The following is a 16,308-nucleotide window of genomic DNA, read 5'->3' on the forward strand; positions in this document are numbered from 1 at the left end:
GTGGCAGACACAGAGGCTGGATACGAACAGATCGCCGACGACACCTGGGCATTCATGCGGCCGCCCGGTAGTTGGGGACAGACCAACACCGGACTGATCGTGGCTCCGGGGTCCGCATCGATGCTGATCGACACCGTCTGGGACGTGAATTGGGCGGAACGGGTAGCGGCCGACACTGCGAAACTCGTCGCCGATGCGCCGATCACCGAGGTGCTCAACACCCACTCCGACGGTGATCACTGGTGGGGAAACGACACCGTCCCCGCCACGGCTCGCATCACCACCAGCGCAGCGTCACTGCACGCGATGAAGGAGGAGACTCCTCCGAAAGGAGTGTCCGCGTTCGCCTCCCTCGGCGCGAAGGTCGGTTGGGTGCCGGGACCGGTCGGCGCACTGGGCTCGTACATGAACAGAGTCCGCGGAGACGCCACCTTCCCCAAGACCCTGCCCCGGCTGCCCGACCACACCTTCGAAACCGCCGAAACCATCGACGTGGCAGGAAGATCCGTCCACATGCGCTACCTGGGCCCGGCGCACACCGAAGGCGACCTCATCGCCCACCTGCCCGACGTCGGAGTCGTGTTCGCCGGCGACCTTCTGTTCATCGACGCCACCCCGGTGCTCTGGCACGGCCCGCTGCAGAACTGGATCGACGCCCTCGACCACCTCCTCGATCTCGATGCCGCCGTCTACGTCCCCGGCCACGGACCCCTGTGCGGCACCGAAGAGATCCGCGCTGTCCGCAACTACTGGACCTGGGTCGCCGAGGTCGGCCGACACTGCTTCGACGCAGGACTCGACGCCACCGAGGCGGCACTCAACCTACTCAAGTCACCCGAATTCGGTCAGTACGCGCACTGGGACTCACCGGAACGACTCATCCTCAGCATGAGCACGCTCTACCGGCTGTGGCGAGGTGAATCGCCTGCTCCACCCACGCTGACGCGTCGAGCACGGGCGTTCGCGGACGCGGGCCGGTTCTTACGGGAGCAGTAGGTTTCGCTCACCGCGAGTGCATCTCCTCCTTGCCGAAATTCTCCGTCAACGACGCCGCCTCTGCGAAGAGAGCCGACAGATCCGATCGATCCGCGGCTGGTTCGAGCACCACGGTGGTCGCGCCGGCGTCGATCCACCGCTGCACGGAGCTCGGAGTCGCATCGGCAGCGGAATTGCAGGAGACGTAGACGACCACGTCGTGATCGGGGCCCCCGTCGATGTGTTCGACCGCGGAGCGGAGCTGCTCCGGGGTCGTCTCGCTCGTGAGGATCGTTCCGGTGCCGGTGCGACCGCTCAGCGCGAGAGTCTTCGGTCCCGTCGCACCGACCAGGAGCGGCGGCGCTTGGTGCGGAGGCCAATTCAGCTGGACGTTCTCGAGCGAGACGTATCTGCCGTGCGTGGTGACGGACTCGCCGGCCAGCAGGGCGGTCAATGCGGTCATCTGCTCGTCGAGCAACGTCAGCGGCGACTGCACTCGCGCGCCGATCTGTGCCATCCACGACTGAACACCGTGCCCGAGTCCGACGCGAAGCCTCCCCGGATGGACCCGGGCCACAGTCGCGATCTCCATGGCCGTCGACGCCACGTTCCGCATCGGAGTGGGTAGCACCCCTATTCCGACGTTCACGCGATCGGTGCTCGCGAGAATCGATGCAGCAGTGGACAATCCGCCGGAATAGAAGCAATCCTCCCACAGCCACACCTCGTCGACGCCCGCATCGTCGGCGGTACGCGCCAACTCGACGACGACCTCGGGAGCAATTTCGGGTCGAAGCACCACACCGAATCGCGTCATTGCATTCTCCTTCGTCTCAGCGGACCAGGTAGGGCGACACCGAACTTCGGTGCTCGTCGATGTCGAGGTCCTTGCCCAGTGGCGGGAAGGCGCGCTGGGGGCAATTGGACCGCTCGCAGACTCGGCAGCCCGCTCCGATCGGGGTCGCGGCCGCCGAACCCTGCACATCGAGGCCGTCGGCGTAGACGAGTCGTCCGGCATGGCGCAGTTCGCAACCGAGACCGATGGCAAATGTCTTGCCGGGCTGGCCGTATCGCGCAGCACGGCGCTCCACGGTGCGCGCGATCCACAGGTAGCTGCGGCCGTCGGGCATCTCGGCGATCTGCGTCATGATCTTGCCGGGATAGGCGAACGTCTCGTACACGTTCCACAGCGGGCACGTACCACCGCTGGACGAGAAGTGAAAACCCGTGGCGGACTGACGTTTCGACATGTTTCCCGCACGGTCGACGCGTACGAACGAAAATGGCACCCCCCGCAACTCGGGCCTCTGCAAGGTGGAGAGTCGATGGCAGATGGTCTCGTAGCTCACCGAGAAGAAGGCCGAGAGCCGCTCGATGTCGTACCGGAAATCCTCGGCCACGTCGTGAAACTGGTGGTAGGGCAACACCGTCGCGGCAGCAAAGTAGTTCGCGAAGCCGAGCACCGCCAGCTTCTTCGACGCCTCGCTGGTGAAATTGCCTTCGTCGGCCATCTTCTGAAGCAGATCACCGCACTCGAGATAGGCCAGCTCGGCGGCGTATCTGAAGACCTTCTGCCCACCGGAGAGATGCGGCGAGATTTCCAGCACTCGTGTCTGCGGATCGAATCGGTGCAGCACGTTCTCGCCGAGATCGATGCGATTGACGATCTGCACGTCGTGAACCGTCCGCAGCCGCTTGGCGATCTCGCCGCCGACGTCGGCGCGATGGAAACGAATTCTCGACGTCAATGCCTCTGCTGCAGTATCCAATTCGTGTAGATAGTTCTGGCGCTGATAGAAGTAGTCGCGCACTTCCTCGTGCGGCTTGCTGATCGACCCGCTGCCACTGCCGTCGGAGAATCGTTCCTCGGTCGCGGCCAACAGCTGAGCCGTCGTATTGCGGTATCGACGGTGCATGTTGACCATCGCCCTCGCCAATTGCGGGTGCGAGCTGACCATCTGAGCGATCTCGTGCGCGTCTGCGTCTATACCCATGTCCTGGTCGAGCGCTACCTCGCGCAGTTCGGCAACCAACCTGGTGTCGTCCTCGGACGAGAAGAACGACGTGTCGACGCCGAACACCTCGGAGATTCGCAGCAGCACCGGCACCGTCAGCGGGCGCACGTCGTGCTCGATCTGGTTGAGATAGCTGGCCGAAATTCCCAGCTTCTGAGCCAGCGCTACCTGACTCATGCTGCGTTCGCTGCGGAGCTGCCGAAGCCGCACGCCGACGAAGGTCTTGGACACATCGTCAGGTTACGCCTGCGAAGAAATTTCTTAGCAGCATTGGCAACTAGCTGCTGGATCACAGTTCGGTGCAGTTGGGGAACATTAGCCGAAGTAAAGGCGTATACCGGTATACGAGCTATTCATCACGCACATCGAGGAGCCGGTCATGTCCAACCGTCAGCGCACTTCTGAAATCGTCAGGGACGTCGTCGTATTCGTCACCGGAGCCGTACTCGTCGCATCCACCGTCTGGCTTCCCGTCCAGGGAGACCAGGAAGTCACCGGTGCGATCCTCGTGCTCGGCATCCTCGCCGCGTCGACCGCGCTGTGGGCCATCGGATCCTCGTCCCGGCAGAGCCACTGGACCCACGTCGGCCTGGGCCTGCTGCTGGCAGTCTCGCCCGCGCTGATGGTGTTCCCCTCCGGACTGCTGGCCGCGGACCTGTTCGCCATCGTCGGCGGACTCGTGATCGCAGCGATGGGCGCGCTCGGGGTGCTCGCCTCGCGTCGGGCACCGATCACCTCACAGGTGATTGCTACCAGTGACGACCGAACCGGCGTCCGTATCTGATCTCGGCAACGGGTGCTCCACTTCGAAGCTCGGGTGCGATGAATCCCGCACAGGGCGTCGGGAGTGGAGCATCTTGTGCAGTCATCGCCGCGATTCCCGACGCCGCCTGATCACCGATGCGATCTCGTTCCCAACAGAGTCGGGCGCGGCGAGCACATCGAACGCCGAGTAGCGCGGCACCAACCAGCCATCGAGTGCCAGGGCGTTCTGTCTACGGCGATCCTTGCTGAACACCTCTGCTGCGCTGTGAAATTCGCGTCCATCCACTTCGATGATCGTTCGGCTGCGGCGGTCGACGAGGTCGCAGACGTACGGACCGACTGCAGCATTCATCTCCAGTCGCAGTCCGATCCGATGCAGTGCACGCCCCAGAGCCCGCTCCGGTTCCGAAGCGAACCTGGTTACTGCCAGCCGAATCTGGCGAGCCAACTCTGCGTTGCCACGTCGTCCCGGGTGGCACTCGAGCAGGCGGAGCAACCCTGCCGGGTCGAGTCCGAACTTCATGCGTTCGTCGATCAGCAACTCGGCCTCGGCGCGGGGGAGTACCGCCATGCAGTCGAGCATCGTCTGTGCAGGAGTGGTGCAGGGGAGAGTCACTACCTCGTCGACGAGCCGGGAATCGAGTGCGCGACGGGGAAGCCGAAGCCACGGCGGTGGCCTCAACCGGGACGAGCGGGGGACGCTTGCGTCGAGAGTGGACGGCTCGGTCGTCCAGCCGCGCAGGTACGCAGCCGAACGATGACTGAGCACCGCATCGGGTCGCCACAGCGAAATCGCATGACACCGATCCATCGTCGATGGTTGCCCTCTCACGTAAATCTGCGGCAGAACGCGGGTGAACCGACGCGAGACGGTGCTGGGATGCAGGCCTGAGGCGACGAGCTGTCGAAGGGTGGCAGGAGCGCCGGGAGCGGAGCCTGCGGAGTGACCGTTGGGGTTGCGAGCGGAGCCTCTGGAGTGACCGTTGGGGTTGGGAGCGGAGCCTGTGGAGTGACCGTTGGGGTTGGGAGCGGAGCGTGCGGGGGTTGTGTCGTCGAGTGGCATGGATGCAGTGTCGGGGAGCGCTGGGTTGGCCTCTGATGGCCGAGCTGGGGGAATGGATTGCCCTGTGGACAGGTGCGTACCTGTGGACGAGGCCACGTTCTGCTCCGCTGGGATGTGTTCGACGTGGGATCCCGGTGAGAGATCCGTCGAGTGGAGCCCCTCGTGCCGTGTCCACATCGTGAGATAAAGTCCGTGTGACGTCAGTCACATTCAGTCGATCGTCTGACTCGATTCAGAAGGCTGCGCCAAACCGTACAAGCGTCCGGTAAGAGATTTTGTTCATTGCGTTCATCAACAGGGGATTCGTCGCTACCGGCGAGTAACCGCGTCGTCGATTGGGGCCGGTCGGCAGCGGTCCAAAATTCGCAACATTAGCAACGGCGTCGGTAAAGCTAGCCAAGATTGGCACTAACAACTGGTAGACGCATGTTTTCGGGTGTGCCATTGTTTTGGAGTACACCAGAAGGGCCTGGCAACGATGTGAAGATTCGTCTCGCGGCAGGCCGAGAAGCAGAGAGACTGGAGTTGAAGATGTCGACCACCGGCACCCCGAAGACCATCGCCGAAATTCAGCAGGACTGGGACACCAACCCTCGCTGGAAGGGCGTCACCCGTAACTTCACCGCACAGCAGGTCTCCGACCTCCAGGGCACTGTGGTCGAAGAAGCGACCCTCGCTCGCCGCGGCAGCGAAATCCTGTGGGACCTCGTCAACAACGAGGACTACATCAACTCGCTCGGTGCCCTCACCGGCAACCAGGCCGTGCAGCAGATCCGCGCCGGCCTCCAGGCGATCTACCTCTCCGGCTGGCAGGTCGCAGGCGACGCCAACCTCTCGGGCCACACCTACCCGGACCAGAGCCTCTACCCGGCCAACTCGGTTCCCTCGGTCGTGCGTCGCATCAACAACGCGCTCCTGCGCGCCGACGAGATCGCCAAGATCGAGGGCGACACGTCCGTCAAGAACTGGCTCGCACCGGTCGTTGCCGACGCCGAAGCAGGTTTCGGTGGCGCACTGAACGCCTACGAGCTGCAGAAGGCCATGATCGTGGCCGGCGCTGCAGGCGTGCACTGGGAGGACCAGCTCGCTTCGGAGAAGAAGTGCGGCCACCTCGGCGGCAAGGTTCTGATCCCCACCCAGCAGCACATCCGCACCCTGACCTCGGCACGCCTCGCGTCCGACGTCGCCGACGTCCCGTCGGTCATCATCGCCCGCACCGACGCCGAGGCAGCCACGCTGATCACCTCCGACGTCGACGAGCGCGACCGTGAATTCCTCGACGGAACCCGCACCGCAGAAGGATTCTTCGGCGTCAAGAACGGCATCGAGCCCTGCATCGCCCGTGCGAAGGCCTACGCCCCGTACGCAGACCTCATCTGGATGGAGACCGGCGTGCCGGATCTCGAGGTCGCCAAGAAGTTCTCCGAGTCGGTTCGCAGCGAATTCCCGGACCAGCTGCTCGCCTACAACTGCTCGCCTTCGTTCAACTGGAAGGCGCACCTTGACGACGCGACCATCGCCAAGTTCCAGAAGGAACTCGGAGCCATGGGCTTCAAGTTCCAGTTCATCACCCTCGCAGGCTTCCACTCGCTCAACTACGGCATGTTCGACCTGGCACACGGCTACGCCCGCGAAGGCATGACCGCATTCGTCGACCTGCAGGAGCGCGAGTTCAAGGCTGCCGAAGAGCGTGGCTTCACCGCCATCAAGCACCAGCGTGAGGTTGGCGCCGGTTACTTCGACCGCATCGCCACCACCGTCGACCCCAACACCTCGACGGCTGCACTGAAGGGCTCCACCGAAGAAGGCCAGTTCCACTGAGCTAGCCCGCCTCCCCGGACTTTTAGCGCACTAGTCAGGCGGTCCGCAACTTTCGTTGCGGGCCGCCTGTTCTGTCTTACCTGGGTTTTGGGCGTTCCCCGGAAGAGTTACCCCCATCTCGCCTCTAGTTGTTGCAGCGCAGTTAATTTCGAAGGAGTTTGCCTTGACGGTCGAGAGGGTGGGGATTGTCGGGGCCGGACAGATGGGAGCCGGAATTGCCGAGGTGTGTGCTCGCGCCCATGTCGACGTGTTGGTCTACGAACAGACCCGCGAACTGACGAGCGCCGGGCGCACCCGCATCCTGGCGTCGCTCGACCGCGGAGTCAGCAGCGGCAAGATCACCGAACGCGAGCGCGAGCACGCCGCCGCGAGGCTCCGGTTCACGTCCGATCTCGCGGACTTTGCCGATCGCCAACTCGTCGTCGAAGCAGTATTCGAAGACGAGAAAATCAAGGCCGACATCTTCGCCGAGCTCGATTCGGTCGTCACGGACCCCGACGCCGTCATCGCCTCGAACACCTCCTCCATTCCCATCGTGAGTCTGGGAGCTGCGACGACGTCACCCGGACGCGTCGTCGGTCTGCACTTCTTCAACCCGGTACCGGTCTTGCCACTCGTCGAGCTCGTCACCACCGATCTGACCTCACCGGCAGTCGCCGACCGCGCCGAGCGTTTCGCAGGCGATGTCCTCGGCAAACAGGTCGTGCGCTCCGCGGACCGCTCGGGCTTCGTGGTCAACGCGTTGCTCGTGCCGTATCTGCTCTCGGCGATTCGCATGGTCGAGTCCGGATTCGCCACCAAGGAAGACGTCGACAAAGCGACGGTGCTCGGCCTCGCACACCCGATGGGGCCGCTTGCACTCGCCGATCTCGTCGGACTCGACACGGTGAAAGCCATTGCGGACTCGATGTATTCGGAGTTCGGCGAGCCACTGTTCGCGGCACCGCAGTTGCTGTTGCAGATGGTCGAATCGGGGCACGTGGGCAAGAAAGCCGGAGCCGGGTTCTACCGGTACGAGAACGGTCGCTTCGCAAAGTAGAGCCCGTCGTGGGCAGGTCGCCACGCGGCGGAGGGCAGGGCGCTATTGTCGGTCTGCGAACGCAATCACTTCGATCACAGGGAGCGTGTCAGTGAGCAAGTCCACGAAGTCGAACGGTCTGGTTCCCAAGGCATTCGGAATCGGGTTGGCCGCCACCGGTGCCGCCCACTTCGTAGTGCCCGAGGCGTTCGAGGGAATCACCAAGCTTCCGTTCCCCAAGGACACTCGAACCTGGATCAGTCGCAACGGAGCCACCGAGTTGGCGGTCGGAGTGGCTATCGCAAACCCCAAGACACGCAAGATCGGACTGGTCGGCTTGGGCGCGTATGTGCTGTGGCTCGGCGGGAACATCGCCAAGAACAGCTGACGTTAGTGTTGCGAACGACTCGTTTGAACCAGGAATAGCCTGGTCGAGGCGGTAGCTGCCTTGCGCTTGGATCGATGCGTAGGTAGCAATGTAGTTATGACTTCAGCTACCGCTTACCAGGCCACCGCTCCGGACGCCCCGCTCGAGAAGGTGACTATCGAGCGACGCGAGCTCGGACCGAACGACATCCTGATCGACGTGAAGTTCGCCGGCATCTGCCACTCCGACATTCACACCGCCCGCAACGAGTGGGGCGGCACCACCTACCCCGTCGTTCCGGGACACGAGATCGCGGGCATCGTGGCCGAGGTCGGCTCCGAGGTGACCAGCCGCAAGGTGGGCGATCGCGTCGGTGTCGGTTGTTTCGTCGACTCCTGTGGTGAGTGCGAGGCCTGCCTCGACGGCGACGAGCAGTACTGCACCAAGGGCGTCGTCCAGACGTACAACTCGAAGACCTACGAGGGCGAGTTCACCCACGGTGGCTACTCCACCCAGATCGTCGTGACGGAGAAGTTCGTCCTCGGTATCCCGGAAGGCGTCGAGCTCGACGTCGCGGCACCGCTGCTGTGCGCGGGCATCACCCTGTACTCGCCGCTCAAGCACTGGGGAGCCGGACCGGGCAAGAAGGTCGCCATCATCGGAATGGGCGGCCTCGGCCACATCGGCGTCAAGATCGCGCACGCACTCGGAGCTCACGTCACCGTGCTGAGCCAGACGGACGCCAAGGAAGCCGACGGCAAGGCCTACGGTGCCGACGAGTACTACGCCACCAAGGACACCACCGCCCTCAAGGATCTGCAGGGCAAGTTCGACCTGATCCTCAACACGGTCTCCGCGAACCTGCCGATGGGCAAGTACCTCGGACTGCTCGCCCGCAACGGCACCCTCGTCGAGTTGGGCGTGCCCGAAAAGCCCCTCGAGGTGCCCGCGTTCAACCTGCTGGCCAACCGTCGTTCGTTCGCCGGTTCGATGGTCGGCGGCATCGCCGAGACTCAGGAAATGCTGGACTTCTGCGCCGAGCACCACATCGGTGCCGAGATCGAGGTCATCCCGGCCGAGAAGATCAACGAGGCATACGACCGCGTCATCAAGTCCGACGTGCGCTACCGCTTCGTGATCGACGCAGCAACGCTGTAATTATCTCCTTGTACGCGTGAATGGTCCATCGACCTGCCCAGACGGGGTCAATGGACCATTCACGCATTCGAAGGGGGTCAATGGACCATTCACGCCTTCGAAGGGGGTTCAGCTCTCGGCCAGCCGCTTCTTCTCGTGCTCGACGTCGAAATCTGCTGCAGGCCAATCGAGATCGAGCTTTTCGAGAGCGTCGATCAAGATCTCCGTGACGGCGAGTCTGCTGTACCACTTGCGGTCCGCCGGAACGACGTACCACGGTGCGTGGTCGGCATCCGTACGATCCAGAACCCGCTGATATGCCATCCGGTACTGCGGTAGAAAGCCACGCTCGGTGACGTCGCCCGGGTTGTATTTCCAGTGCTTGTCGGGTCGATCGAGTCGCTCCTGCAGTCTCTTCTTCTGCTCGTCCGCCGAGACGAACAAGGCGACCTTGACGACGATGGTTCCCTCGTCGACCAGCTCCTTCTCGAAAACGTTGATCTCGTCGAAACGCTTTTCCCACACCTGTCGGGGCACCAGATCGTGGACGGCGACGACGAGAACGTCCTCGTAGTGCGACCGATCGAACACGCCGATCCGACCGGCCCGCGGAAGGGCTTTTCGGATGCGCCACAGGTAGTGGTGTTGCTTCTCCTCCTGCGTCGGCACACCGAAGGAGGCGAGGTCGATGCCCTGAGGATCGACCATCCCGATCACGTGCTTGACCATCCCGCCCTTGCCAGCGGTGTCCATACCCTGTAGGACCAGTAGAACCGAGCGAGAACCACCGGTACGTCCGTGCGCGTACAACTTCTCCTGCAATGCGGCCAGAACCTCGCCGCGCTCGGCGAGCAGGGCATTGCCGTCGGACTTGGATCCGGCGAATCCGGGGGTGACAGTGAAATCGATGTCCTCCACCCGAGGAGAAGCGGTGGCGCGCAATGCGTCCACGGGCGAAGACGTCCACAGTTTCGACTTATCGGCCATAGGCGAGAAGACTACTTCTCTACCATGGGATTCATGGCCCCTACCATCGCAAAAGCCGAAACCGTCTCGCGTGAGCAACTGCTCGAATTCGTATCGCCGCGACACCACCACACCCTCATCACCCGCAAGCGCGACGACGGCCTTCAGGTCTCTCCGGTATCCGCCGGAGTGGACTCCGAGGGCCGCATCGTCATCGCCACCTACCCCGAGCGTGCGAAGGTGCTCAACATCCGCCGCAATTCCGCCGTCACAGTGCTGGTGCACAGCGACGACTGGAACGGCGACTACGTCCAGGTGGACGGTACGGCCGAGATCATCGATCTGCCCGAGGCCGTCGAGCCTCTGGTCGAGTATTTCCGCAGCATCGCCGGCGAGCACTCGGACTGGGACGAGTACCGCGCGGCGATGGTGAAGCAGGGAAAGTCGTTGATACGCATCGTGATCGACACCTGGGGCCCGATCGCCGCGGGTGGATTCCCGCCAGGGAGAGTGTGACAAGCCCGCCGGGGAGAGTGTGACAAGCCCGCCGGGGAGAGTGTGATCTAGCCCTTCAGTGGTGCTGCGAACAGTGGCACGGCGTTGTTCAGTGCGTATCGGGTACCCGCGACCGAGGCCGCCGAGAATGCGTTGGAGAGGGTCTGATCACCGAGCACCACGAGTCGGCCGTCACGCGCCGAGGGCAGTCCTTGGATGGACGGGTTGTCGGTGATCACCTCGGGTCCGCTGCCGATGGGGAACATGACGGTCAGATCCGCGTCGAGGGCGGCGATGTTCTCCTCGGACAGTTCGATGCTGAATTTGCCCGATTCGGCGAGGTTCTGGATTGCCGGGGTGTTCGTCAGGCCGAGTGATTCGAGGAAGTCGACGCGGGTGTCGCCGCGGACGTAGGCACCGACCTGTCCGCTGTAGAGCGTGCCGACGGCCACGGTCTTGTCCGTGAATTCGGGGTTGGCGGCGACGGTGTCGGCAAACAGTGCTCGGGTGTCGTCGACGAGCTTCTTGCCTTCGTCGACTTTGCCGAGCGCCTGCGCGACGATCTCCGTCTGTCCGGCCCAGGTGGTTCCGTAGGCGATGTCGGTTCCGGGCGGTGCTGCGACGGTGGGGGCGATCTCGGAGAGGTCGTCGTACACGGCTTTGTCGTTGGTGCTGCGTGTCCACAGAATGAGGTCGGGGGCGAGGGCCGCCACCGATTCCATGTCGACGTCGTAGGTGCCGAGGATCGTGGGGTCGGTGTCGTAGGACTCGTCGACCCATGGGCCGAGGCCGTTTCCGCCGACAGCGAGCCAGTCACTGGCTCCGACGGGTTGTACGCCCAGCGCCAACGCGGTTTCGGCGTCCGACCAACCGAGCGCCACCACCCGCTGTGGGTTTGCCGGCACGTCGACGTCGCCGAACATGTCGGTCACGACGGTGCCGCCGGACTCGGCCGGTTCGGCACCACCGCCTTCGGAACTACTGCCGTCGGAGCTGCATGCGGTCAGGGTGAGTGCGAGGGCGAGAGCTGCTGCAGGCAGAGCCAACGAACGAGAAATGCGCATAGGGCACGCTAACCTATCAAGCGCGGAAGTGTTCGACGATCCTCGCGCAGAACGCGGGCAGGTCGTCGGGGTTGCGACTCGAGACCAGGTTGCCGTCGACCACAACCTCCTCGTCCACGACGGTGGCACCGGCGTTGCGCAGGTCGGTTCGGATGCTCGGGTAGGACGTCAACGTCCGCCCCTTCAGAACGTCGGCCTCGACGAGGGTCCAGGCGCCGTGGCAGATCACGCCGACGGGCTTGCGGGCCTGCACGAATGCGCGGACGAACCTCACTGCATCCGCGTCGACGCGCAGTTGATCGGGGTTGGTGGTGCCGCCGGGCAGAATCAGTGCGTCGAAGTCGTCCGCGGAGACCTCGGCGACGACGCGGTCGACAGTGAAGGTGTCGGCGGCATTGACGTCGCTCTCCATGGCTTGAATGTCGCCGTGGTCGAGTGCGACCAATGTGACTGTCGCTCCGGCATTTTCGACGGCTTCGCGGGGCCGAACCAATTCGACTTGCTCGACGCCGTCGGTAGCGAGAATGGCGATGCGGCGTCCGGTCAGGGTTTCGGTAGTCATACATGTTCGAATGTCCGACCTGGACCGATCCCAAACTGGCAAGCGATGGTACGAATGGACCCATGAGCGAATCACCCATCGAAACTCCGACCGAGGATCGCGCCCTCCAGAATCTGCCGATCGCGGACGAGCCAGCCGAGCCGAGTGCGGATGATCTGCCCATCGAGGCCGACGCCCGCGACGTTCTGGACCAGCGAGCAGAAGTACCCCTCGACGACGACGGGTACGAGCGCTAAGGCGTGTTCGGCTCGTCGTCGACCAGCGGATGCGGTTGCGACTTGAATTTCGCGGGGGAGCCGTCGGCCATGGCAACTCCGTGGATGCCGCCCCACATCATCATGCAGAGGTAGTCGATCAGATCGTCCGCGGACATCGACTTGTTGGAGATCCACCAGTGCGTGGCCAACTGGACTGCGCCGACGATGGCGAATGCCCACGGCACCGAGCCGCCCGAATCCATCTCGCGTTGGCGCAGACGCTCACCCAAGACGGTCGAGAGCAGTTCGGCAATCATGCGCTCGGACTCGGCGACGACGTCACGGTTGTTGCCGGCGTTGTTCGCCATGACGTAGAGGTACACCTCGGGATCGGTGGCCACCGTCTCGACGTAGGCCGTCACCACCACCCGGGTCAGCTCGTACTCGTCGAGCTCGTGGGAAATCGCGGAGTAGATGCGCGGCGCGAGGGTGGTCTCGACGTACCGGGACATCGTGGCACTGGTCAGGTCGTTCTTGTCGGTGAAGTAGCGGTAGAGCACGGTTTTGGAGATACCGATCTCCGACGCGATCTCGTCCATTCCGATCTCGCGGCCCCGCAACCGGATCGCGGCCAACGTGCCGTCGACGAGCTCCTCGCGTCGGGCGATCTTGTGCTCACGCCACCGACGCTTGCGGCCGTCCGGCTTTTCGACCTTCGGCTTGTCCTCGCTCGGCTCGGACTCGTCCAGTTCTGCCCCCGTCGTATTTCTCGCCACGACCACCACCCTATGCGCCTGCGGAGACACAGTCGCAGGCTGCGTCCGGTTGATCCGGTGCGTTTCTGGGCACAATGTCGGTTGTGCAGCTGATGAACTTCGACGACGACACCAAACGTCGTGACCTCCGCAAGATGAAAACTGTCGCGACGGGATTTCTCGTATTCGCATCGATCGTCTACCTGTTCTGCCGGTGGCAGGAGTCGACGGGTGCGGGGGCCTGGGTGGGCTACGTGCGCGCGGCCTCGGAAGCAGGCATGGTCGGCGCACTCGCGGACTGGTTTGCGGTGACGGCACTGTTCAAGCACCCGCTTGGTATCCCCATTCCGCACACGGCACTGATCAAGAAGAAGAAGGATCAGCTGGGCGCGAGTCTGAGCTCCTTCGTCGGCAGCAATTTCCTGGCGCCCGAGGTGGTGTCGGAGAAGGTGGCGTCGGCGCAGGTTCCGTTGCGCTTGGGCACCTGGCTGGCCCAGCCCGAGAATGCCGAACGCGTCGCGGCCGAGGCGGCGACCGTGTTGCACGGCGTCGTCGACGTGCTCAACGACGAGGACATCACCGCCGTCATCGACAGCACCATCGTGCGTCGGCTCGCCGATCCGAAGTGGGGCCCACCGATCGGCCGCATCCTCGACGAACTGCTCCGCGAGAACCGTCAGCTCCCGTTGATCGACATGCTCGCCGAGCGTGCTCACCAGTGGGCACTCGGCAGTCAGGAGATGATCGATCGCGTCGTCGCGCGCGACTCCCCGAACTGGTCGCCGAAGTTCGTCGACACCATGCTGGGGGAGAAGGTCTACAAGGAACTCGTCGAGTTCACCTGGAAGATTCGCTCCAACCCCGAGCACGACGTACGCATGGCCGCGAACAAGTTTCTCGTCGACTACGCCAACGACCTGCAGCACGATCCGGCGACCATCGAGAAGGCCGAGAAGCTCAAGGCCCAGATCATGGGGCGCGAGGAGATCACCGGTCTCGCCGCGGCAACCTGGAAGGTGGCCAAGCGTCTGATCACCGAGTCGGTGGACGATCCGACCAGCACGCTGCGGACCAAGATCAAGGAGAACACCGCCAACCTCGGAGTGCGGCTGCGCGACGACGAGGAACTGCGCGGCAAGGTCGACGGTTGGCTCCTCGGCGGAGCGAGTTACATCGCGGCGAACTACGCCGACGAGATCACCACGATCATCGGCGACACCGTCGCCCGCTGGGATGCCGAGGAAGCGAGCAAGAAGATCGAGTTGCAGGTCGGACGCGATCTTCAGTTCATCCGCATCAACGGAACCGTCGTCGGTTCCATCGCCGGTCTGGCCATCTACACGGTCTCGGATCTGATCTTCGGACATTAGTGCTAGCAGAGTGCTTGCAATAGTTAGCACCCTTCGGTACCGTCCAGTAGGACACCGAAACAGGAGGCCGAGATGGCCGAGAACGAGGGGGATCTGGTCGCCAAGGCGACCGAGGCGACGCAGGTCGTCGCCGAGGCGGGGGATCTTGTCGCTGCAGTCGTGACAACTGCGGCCCAGGACATCGGGAGTTACATCCGGTCACAGCGGGAAGCCGCTCAGGTATCGATGCGGCAACTCGCCAGCCGGGCCGGAGTGAGCAACCCCTACCTGAGCCAGATCGAACGCGGACTGCGCAACCCGTCCGCAGAAGTACTAGCGCAGATAGCCAAGGGTCTGCGCGTCTCCTCCGAGGTGCTGTACGTCCGGGCCGGGATCTTGGAAGCGCGTCCCCACGGTCCGGTGCGCGAAGCTCTGCTCGGCGATGAGCACATCACCGAACGGCAGAAGCAAGTGCTGATCGAGATCTACGACTCGTTCTGTCGCGAGAACGAATCGACGCAGGAGCCCGAACCCGACGAACAGGAGACACCAGATGTCTGATTCCAAGAACTTCGAGAACGTCAAGACCCCGATCTTCGCCGCCGTCGGTGCAGGCGACGCCGTTGTCCAGGCAGTAGCGGACGTCGTCGCTCAGGTGCGTTCGCGCGCCGAGAGCCGCACCAGCGAGGTCAACGCCCGCATTGCCGACCTCTCCGACGAGGTCACCGAGGGCGTCGAAAGCCTTCGCGAGCGTCTGGCGAACCTGCCCGCAGAACTCCCCGACGAGATCGCCGAGCTGCGCGAACGCTTCACCCCGGACGAGCTTCGCAAGGTCGCCGAGGCATACCTCAAGGTTGCCTCGGACCTCTACACCTCGCTGGCCGAGCGCGGCGAAGAGACCGTCGAGCGCATCCGCCGTACCCCGGCCGTCGAAGAAGGCCTCGAGCGCGCCAACTCCGCCGCCAACGACGTCGTCGACCTCACCGAGCAGGCCCTCGGAACCGTCGCCTCGCAGACCCGCGCAGTCGGCGAGCGAGCCGCTGCCCTGGCCGGCCTCGCGTCGGACAAGGTTCGTGAAGGTGCCGAGGACATCTCCGAGGCCGCCGACGAGCTCGCCGAGAACATCGACGAAGCAGGCGACGAGGCCAAGGACAAGGCCGTCGAGGCATCCGACAAGGTGAGCGGCGTGGCGGGCAAGGTCGAGTCCAAGACCCGCGGCACCGCGAGCTCGCCGATCAAGAAGGCTGCTCCGGCACCGGCGAAGAAGACGGCACCGGCACCGGCTGCGAAGAAGACCGCACCGGCTCCGGCCAAGAAGGCTCCGGCCAAGAAGACCACCAGCTAAAGCACTCGTAAAGAAAACGACCCCTGCGCCGCACGGTGCAGGGGTCGTTTCTCGTACACTGGCGCGCGTGAGTATCGCCGGCAGTTTCAGCTACTACATCCTGACCTTCCTCCAGATCCTCGGAGTGGTCGGCGCGGCCTTTGCGATCTTCCACGCGCTGCGCCAGCGCGCAGATGCCTTCCCCGCCGTGGACAAGCTGACCAAGAACGCTTGGCTGGCCATCCTGTTGATCGGTCTGCTCCTCATCCTCGTCTCCGGAGTGATCGGATTCCTGGGCATCATCGGCGTCGTCGCAGTGTGCGTGTACCTCGTCGACGTCCGTCCCAAGATCGACAGCATTCAGCGCGGACCTCGCTGGTAGACGGGCGCGTCGACGCTCGTCAGGCGCTGGGCGTAGCCTCTACCGCACCCGCT

The 16,308-nt window shown here is 63.8% G+C and carries 19 protein-coding genes; 12 read left to right on the forward strand and 7 right to left on the reverse strand.

Annotation, left to right across the window (positions count from 1 at the left end):
- Positions 1-996 (forward strand): MBL fold metallo-hydrolase, encoded by a 996-nt coding sequence (locus ACNEOT_RS07065; protein WP_415973189.1) that lies wholly within the window; start codon positions 1-3, stop codon positions 994-996.
- Positions 997-1,003: 7 nt separating this feature from the next.
- Here ACNEOT_RS07065 and ACNEOT_RS07070 read toward each other — a convergent pair whose 3' ends face one another.
- Positions 1,004-1,792 (reverse strand): LLM class flavin-dependent oxidoreductase, encoded by a 789-nt coding sequence (locus ACNEOT_RS07070; RefSeq protein ID WP_415973190.1) that lies wholly within the window; start codon positions 1,790-1,792, stop codon positions 1,004-1,006.
- A gap of 16 nt (positions 1,793-1,808) precedes the next feature.
- Positions 1,809-3,221, reverse strand: coding sequence for an acetate metabolism transcriptional regulator RamB (ramB, locus tag ACNEOT_RS07075; RefSeq protein ID WP_415973191.1), 1,413 nt, complete (start codon positions 3,219-3,221; stop codon positions 1,809-1,811).
- 148 nt (positions 3,222-3,369) lie between these two features.
- On the opposite strand from ramB, the gene ACNEOT_RS07080 reads away from it, so the two are divergent.
- On the forward strand, positions 3,370-3,774 hold the full coding sequence (locus ACNEOT_RS07080; RefSeq protein ID WP_415973192.1) for a hypothetical protein: 405 nt from the start codon (positions 3,370-3,372) through the stop codon (positions 3,772-3,774).
- A gap of 81 nt (positions 3,775-3,855) precedes the next feature.
- On the opposite strand, the gene ACNEOT_RS07085 is transcribed toward ACNEOT_RS07080, so the two are convergent.
- Complete coding sequence (locus tag ACNEOT_RS07085; RefSeq protein WP_415973193.1) at positions 3,856-4,818, reverse strand: DUF559 domain-containing protein; 963 nt, start codon at positions 4,816-4,818, stop codon at positions 3,856-3,858.
- A gap of 531 nt (positions 4,819-5,349) precedes the next feature.
- Here ACNEOT_RS07085 and aceA point away from each other — a divergent pair.
- The 4 genes from aceA to ACNEOT_RS07105 all read left to right on the forward strand — a co-directional run bounded on the left by aceA (position 5,350) and on the right by ACNEOT_RS07105 (position 9,182).
- Positions 5,350-6,639: an isocitrate lyase gene (gene aceA / locus ACNEOT_RS07090; RefSeq protein WP_415973688.1), complete on the forward strand. Its 1,290-nt coding sequence runs from the start codon at positions 5,350-5,352 to the stop codon at positions 6,637-6,639.
- Positions 6,640-6,802: 163 nt separating this feature from the next.
- On the forward strand, positions 6,803-7,678 hold the full coding sequence (locus ACNEOT_RS07095; RefSeq protein ID WP_415973194.1) for a 3-hydroxybutyryl-CoA dehydrogenase: 876 nt from the start codon (positions 6,803-6,805) through the stop codon (positions 7,676-7,678).
- A 91-nt stretch (positions 7,679-7,769) separates the two neighbouring features.
- The gene (locus tag ACNEOT_RS07100; protein ID WP_415973195.1) at positions 7,770-8,045 is read left to right on the forward strand and encodes a hypothetical protein; all 276 of its coding nucleotides are present in this window, start codon (positions 7,770-7,772) and stop codon (positions 8,043-8,045) included.
- 96 nt (positions 8,046-8,141) lie between these two features.
- Positions 8,142-9,182 carry an NAD(P)-dependent alcohol dehydrogenase gene (locus tag ACNEOT_RS07105; RefSeq protein ID WP_415973196.1) on the forward strand — a complete coding sequence of 347 codons (1,041 nt, stop codon included), beginning with the start codon at positions 8,142-8,144 and terminating at the stop codon, positions 9,180-9,182.
- Positions 9,183-9,290: 108 nt separating this feature from the next.
- Here the strand turns inward: ACNEOT_RS07105 and ACNEOT_RS07110 are convergent, their stop codons facing one another.
- Positions 9,291-10,148, reverse strand: coding sequence for a polyphosphate kinase 2 family protein (locus tag ACNEOT_RS07110; RefSeq protein ID WP_415973197.1), 858 nt, complete (start codon positions 10,146-10,148; stop codon positions 9,291-9,293).
- Between the two features lie 33 nt (positions 10,149-10,181).
- Here ACNEOT_RS07110 and ACNEOT_RS07115 point away from each other — a divergent pair, with 33 nt between their 5' ends.
- The gene (locus tag ACNEOT_RS07115) at positions 10,182-10,643 is read left to right on the forward strand and encodes a PPOX class F420-dependent oxidoreductase (RefSeq protein ID WP_415973198.1); all 462 of its coding nucleotides are present in this window, start codon (positions 10,182-10,184) and stop codon (positions 10,641-10,643) included.
- Positions 10,644-10,690: 47 nt separating this feature from the next.
- Here ACNEOT_RS07115 and ACNEOT_RS07120 read toward each other — a convergent pair whose 3' ends face one another.
- Complete coding sequence (locus ACNEOT_RS07120) at positions 10,691-11,686, reverse strand: iron-siderophore ABC transporter substrate-binding protein (protein ID WP_415973199.1); 996 nt, start codon at positions 11,684-11,686, stop codon at positions 10,691-10,693.
- A 16-nt stretch (positions 11,687-11,702) separates the two neighbouring features.
- Entirely contained in the window at positions 11,703-12,248 is a 546-nt protein-coding gene (locus tag ACNEOT_RS07125; RefSeq protein ID WP_415973200.1) for a type 1 glutamine amidotransferase domain-containing protein, read from the reverse strand.
- 62 nt (positions 12,249-12,310) lie between these two features.
- On the opposite strand from ACNEOT_RS07125, the gene ACNEOT_RS07130 reads away from it, so the two are divergent.
- Complete coding sequence (locus ACNEOT_RS07130) at positions 12,311-12,484, forward strand: hypothetical protein (RefSeq protein WP_415973201.1); 174 nt, start codon at positions 12,311-12,313, stop codon at positions 12,482-12,484.
- On the opposite strand, the gene ACNEOT_RS07135 is transcribed toward ACNEOT_RS07130, so the two are convergent.
- The gene (locus ACNEOT_RS07135) at positions 12,481-13,221 is read right to left on the reverse strand and encodes a TetR/AcrR family transcriptional regulator (RefSeq protein ID WP_415973202.1); all 741 of its coding nucleotides are present in this window, start codon (positions 13,219-13,221) and stop codon (positions 12,481-12,483) included. The two genes, ACNEOT_RS07130 and ACNEOT_RS07135, sit on opposite strands and share 4 nt — an antisense overlap.
- 74 nt (positions 13,222-13,295) lie before the next feature.
- On the opposite strand from ACNEOT_RS07135, the gene ACNEOT_RS07140 reads away from it, so the two are divergent.
- The 4 genes from ACNEOT_RS07140 to ACNEOT_RS07155 all read left to right on the forward strand — a co-directional run bounded on the left by ACNEOT_RS07140 (position 13,296) and on the right by ACNEOT_RS07155 (position 16,255).
- Positions 13,296-14,570, forward strand: a complete 1,275-nt coding sequence (locus tag ACNEOT_RS07140; protein ID WP_415973203.1) for a DUF445 domain-containing protein — start codon at positions 13,296-13,298, stop codon at positions 14,568-14,570.
- 72 nt (positions 14,571-14,642) lie between these two features.
- The gene (locus tag ACNEOT_RS07145; protein WP_045198858.1) at positions 14,643-15,110 is read left to right on the forward strand and encodes a helix-turn-helix domain-containing protein; all 468 of its coding nucleotides are present in this window, start codon (positions 14,643-14,645) and stop codon (positions 15,108-15,110) included.
- Positions 15,103-15,894: a YtxH domain-containing protein gene (locus ACNEOT_RS07150; RefSeq protein ID WP_415973204.1), complete on the forward strand. Its 792-nt coding sequence runs from the start codon at positions 15,103-15,105 to the stop codon at positions 15,892-15,894. Before ACNEOT_RS07145 ends, ACNEOT_RS07150 begins: the two co-directional genes overlap by 8 nt.
- A gap of 67 nt (positions 15,895-15,961) precedes the next feature.
- On the forward strand, positions 15,962-16,255 hold the full coding sequence (locus ACNEOT_RS07155) for a DUF2516 family protein (protein ID WP_415973205.1): 294 nt from the start codon (positions 15,962-15,964) through the stop codon (positions 16,253-16,255).
- Positions 16,256-16,308 lie beyond the last annotated feature (53 nt).

It is taken from the genome of Rhodococcus sp. 077-4, from assembly GCF_047782425.1.
In the GTDB taxonomy this organism is placed as follows: Bacteria; Actinomycetota; Actinomycetes; order Mycobacteriales; family Mycobacteriaceae; genus Rhodococcoides.

Bases quoted from the DNA above. Each gene is read 5' to 3' on its own strand.
- ACNEOT_RS07110 (WP_415973197.1), bottom strand. From the start codon at position 10,148: ATGGCCGATAAGTCGAAACTGTGGACGTCTTCGCCCGTGGACGCATTG.
- ACNEOT_RS07150 (WP_415973204.1), top strand. From the start codon at position 15,103: ATGTCTGATTCCAAGAACTTCGAGAACGTCAAGACCCCGATCTTCGCC.
- ACNEOT_RS07140 (WP_415973203.1), top strand. From the start codon at position 13,296: ATGTCGGTTGTGCAGCTGATGAACTTCGACGACGACACCAAACGTCGT.
- ACNEOT_RS07105 (WP_415973196.1), top strand. From the start codon at position 8,142: ATGACTTCAGCTACCGCTTACCAGGCCACCGCTCCGGACGCCCCGCTC.
- ACNEOT_RS07145 (WP_045198858.1), top strand. From the start codon at position 14,643: ATGGCCGAGAACGAGGGGGATCTGGTCGCCAAGGCGACCGAGGCGACG.
- ACNEOT_RS07120 (WP_415973199.1), bottom strand. From the start codon at position 11,686: ATGCGCATTTCTCGTTCGTTGGCTCTGCCTGCAGCAGCTCTCGCCCTC.
- ACNEOT_RS07130 (WP_415973201.1), top strand. From the start codon at position 12,311: ATGAGCGAATCACCCATCGAAACTCCGACCGAGGATCGCGCCCTCCAG.
- ACNEOT_RS07115 (WP_415973198.1), top strand. From the start codon at position 10,182: ATGGCCCCTACCATCGCAAAAGCCGAAACCGTCTCGCGTGAGCAACTG.
- ACNEOT_RS07085 (WP_415973193.1), bottom strand. From the start codon at position 4,818: ATGCCACTCGACGACACAACCCCCGCACGCTCCGCTCCCAACCCCAAC.
- ACNEOT_RS07070 (WP_415973190.1), bottom strand. From the start codon at position 1,792: ATGACGCGATTCGGTGTGGTGCTTCGACCCGAAATTGCTCCCGAGGTC.
- aceA (WP_415973688.1), top strand. From the start codon at position 5,350: ATGTCGACCACCGGCACCCCGAAGACCATCGCCGAAATTCAGCAGGAC.
- ACNEOT_RS07080 (WP_415973192.1), top strand. From the start codon at position 3,370: ATGTCCAACCGTCAGCGCACTTCTGAAATCGTCAGGGACGTCGTCGTA.
- ACNEOT_RS07125 (WP_415973200.1), bottom strand. From the start codon at position 12,248: ATGACTACCGAAACCCTGACCGGACGCCGCATCGCCATTCTCGCTACC.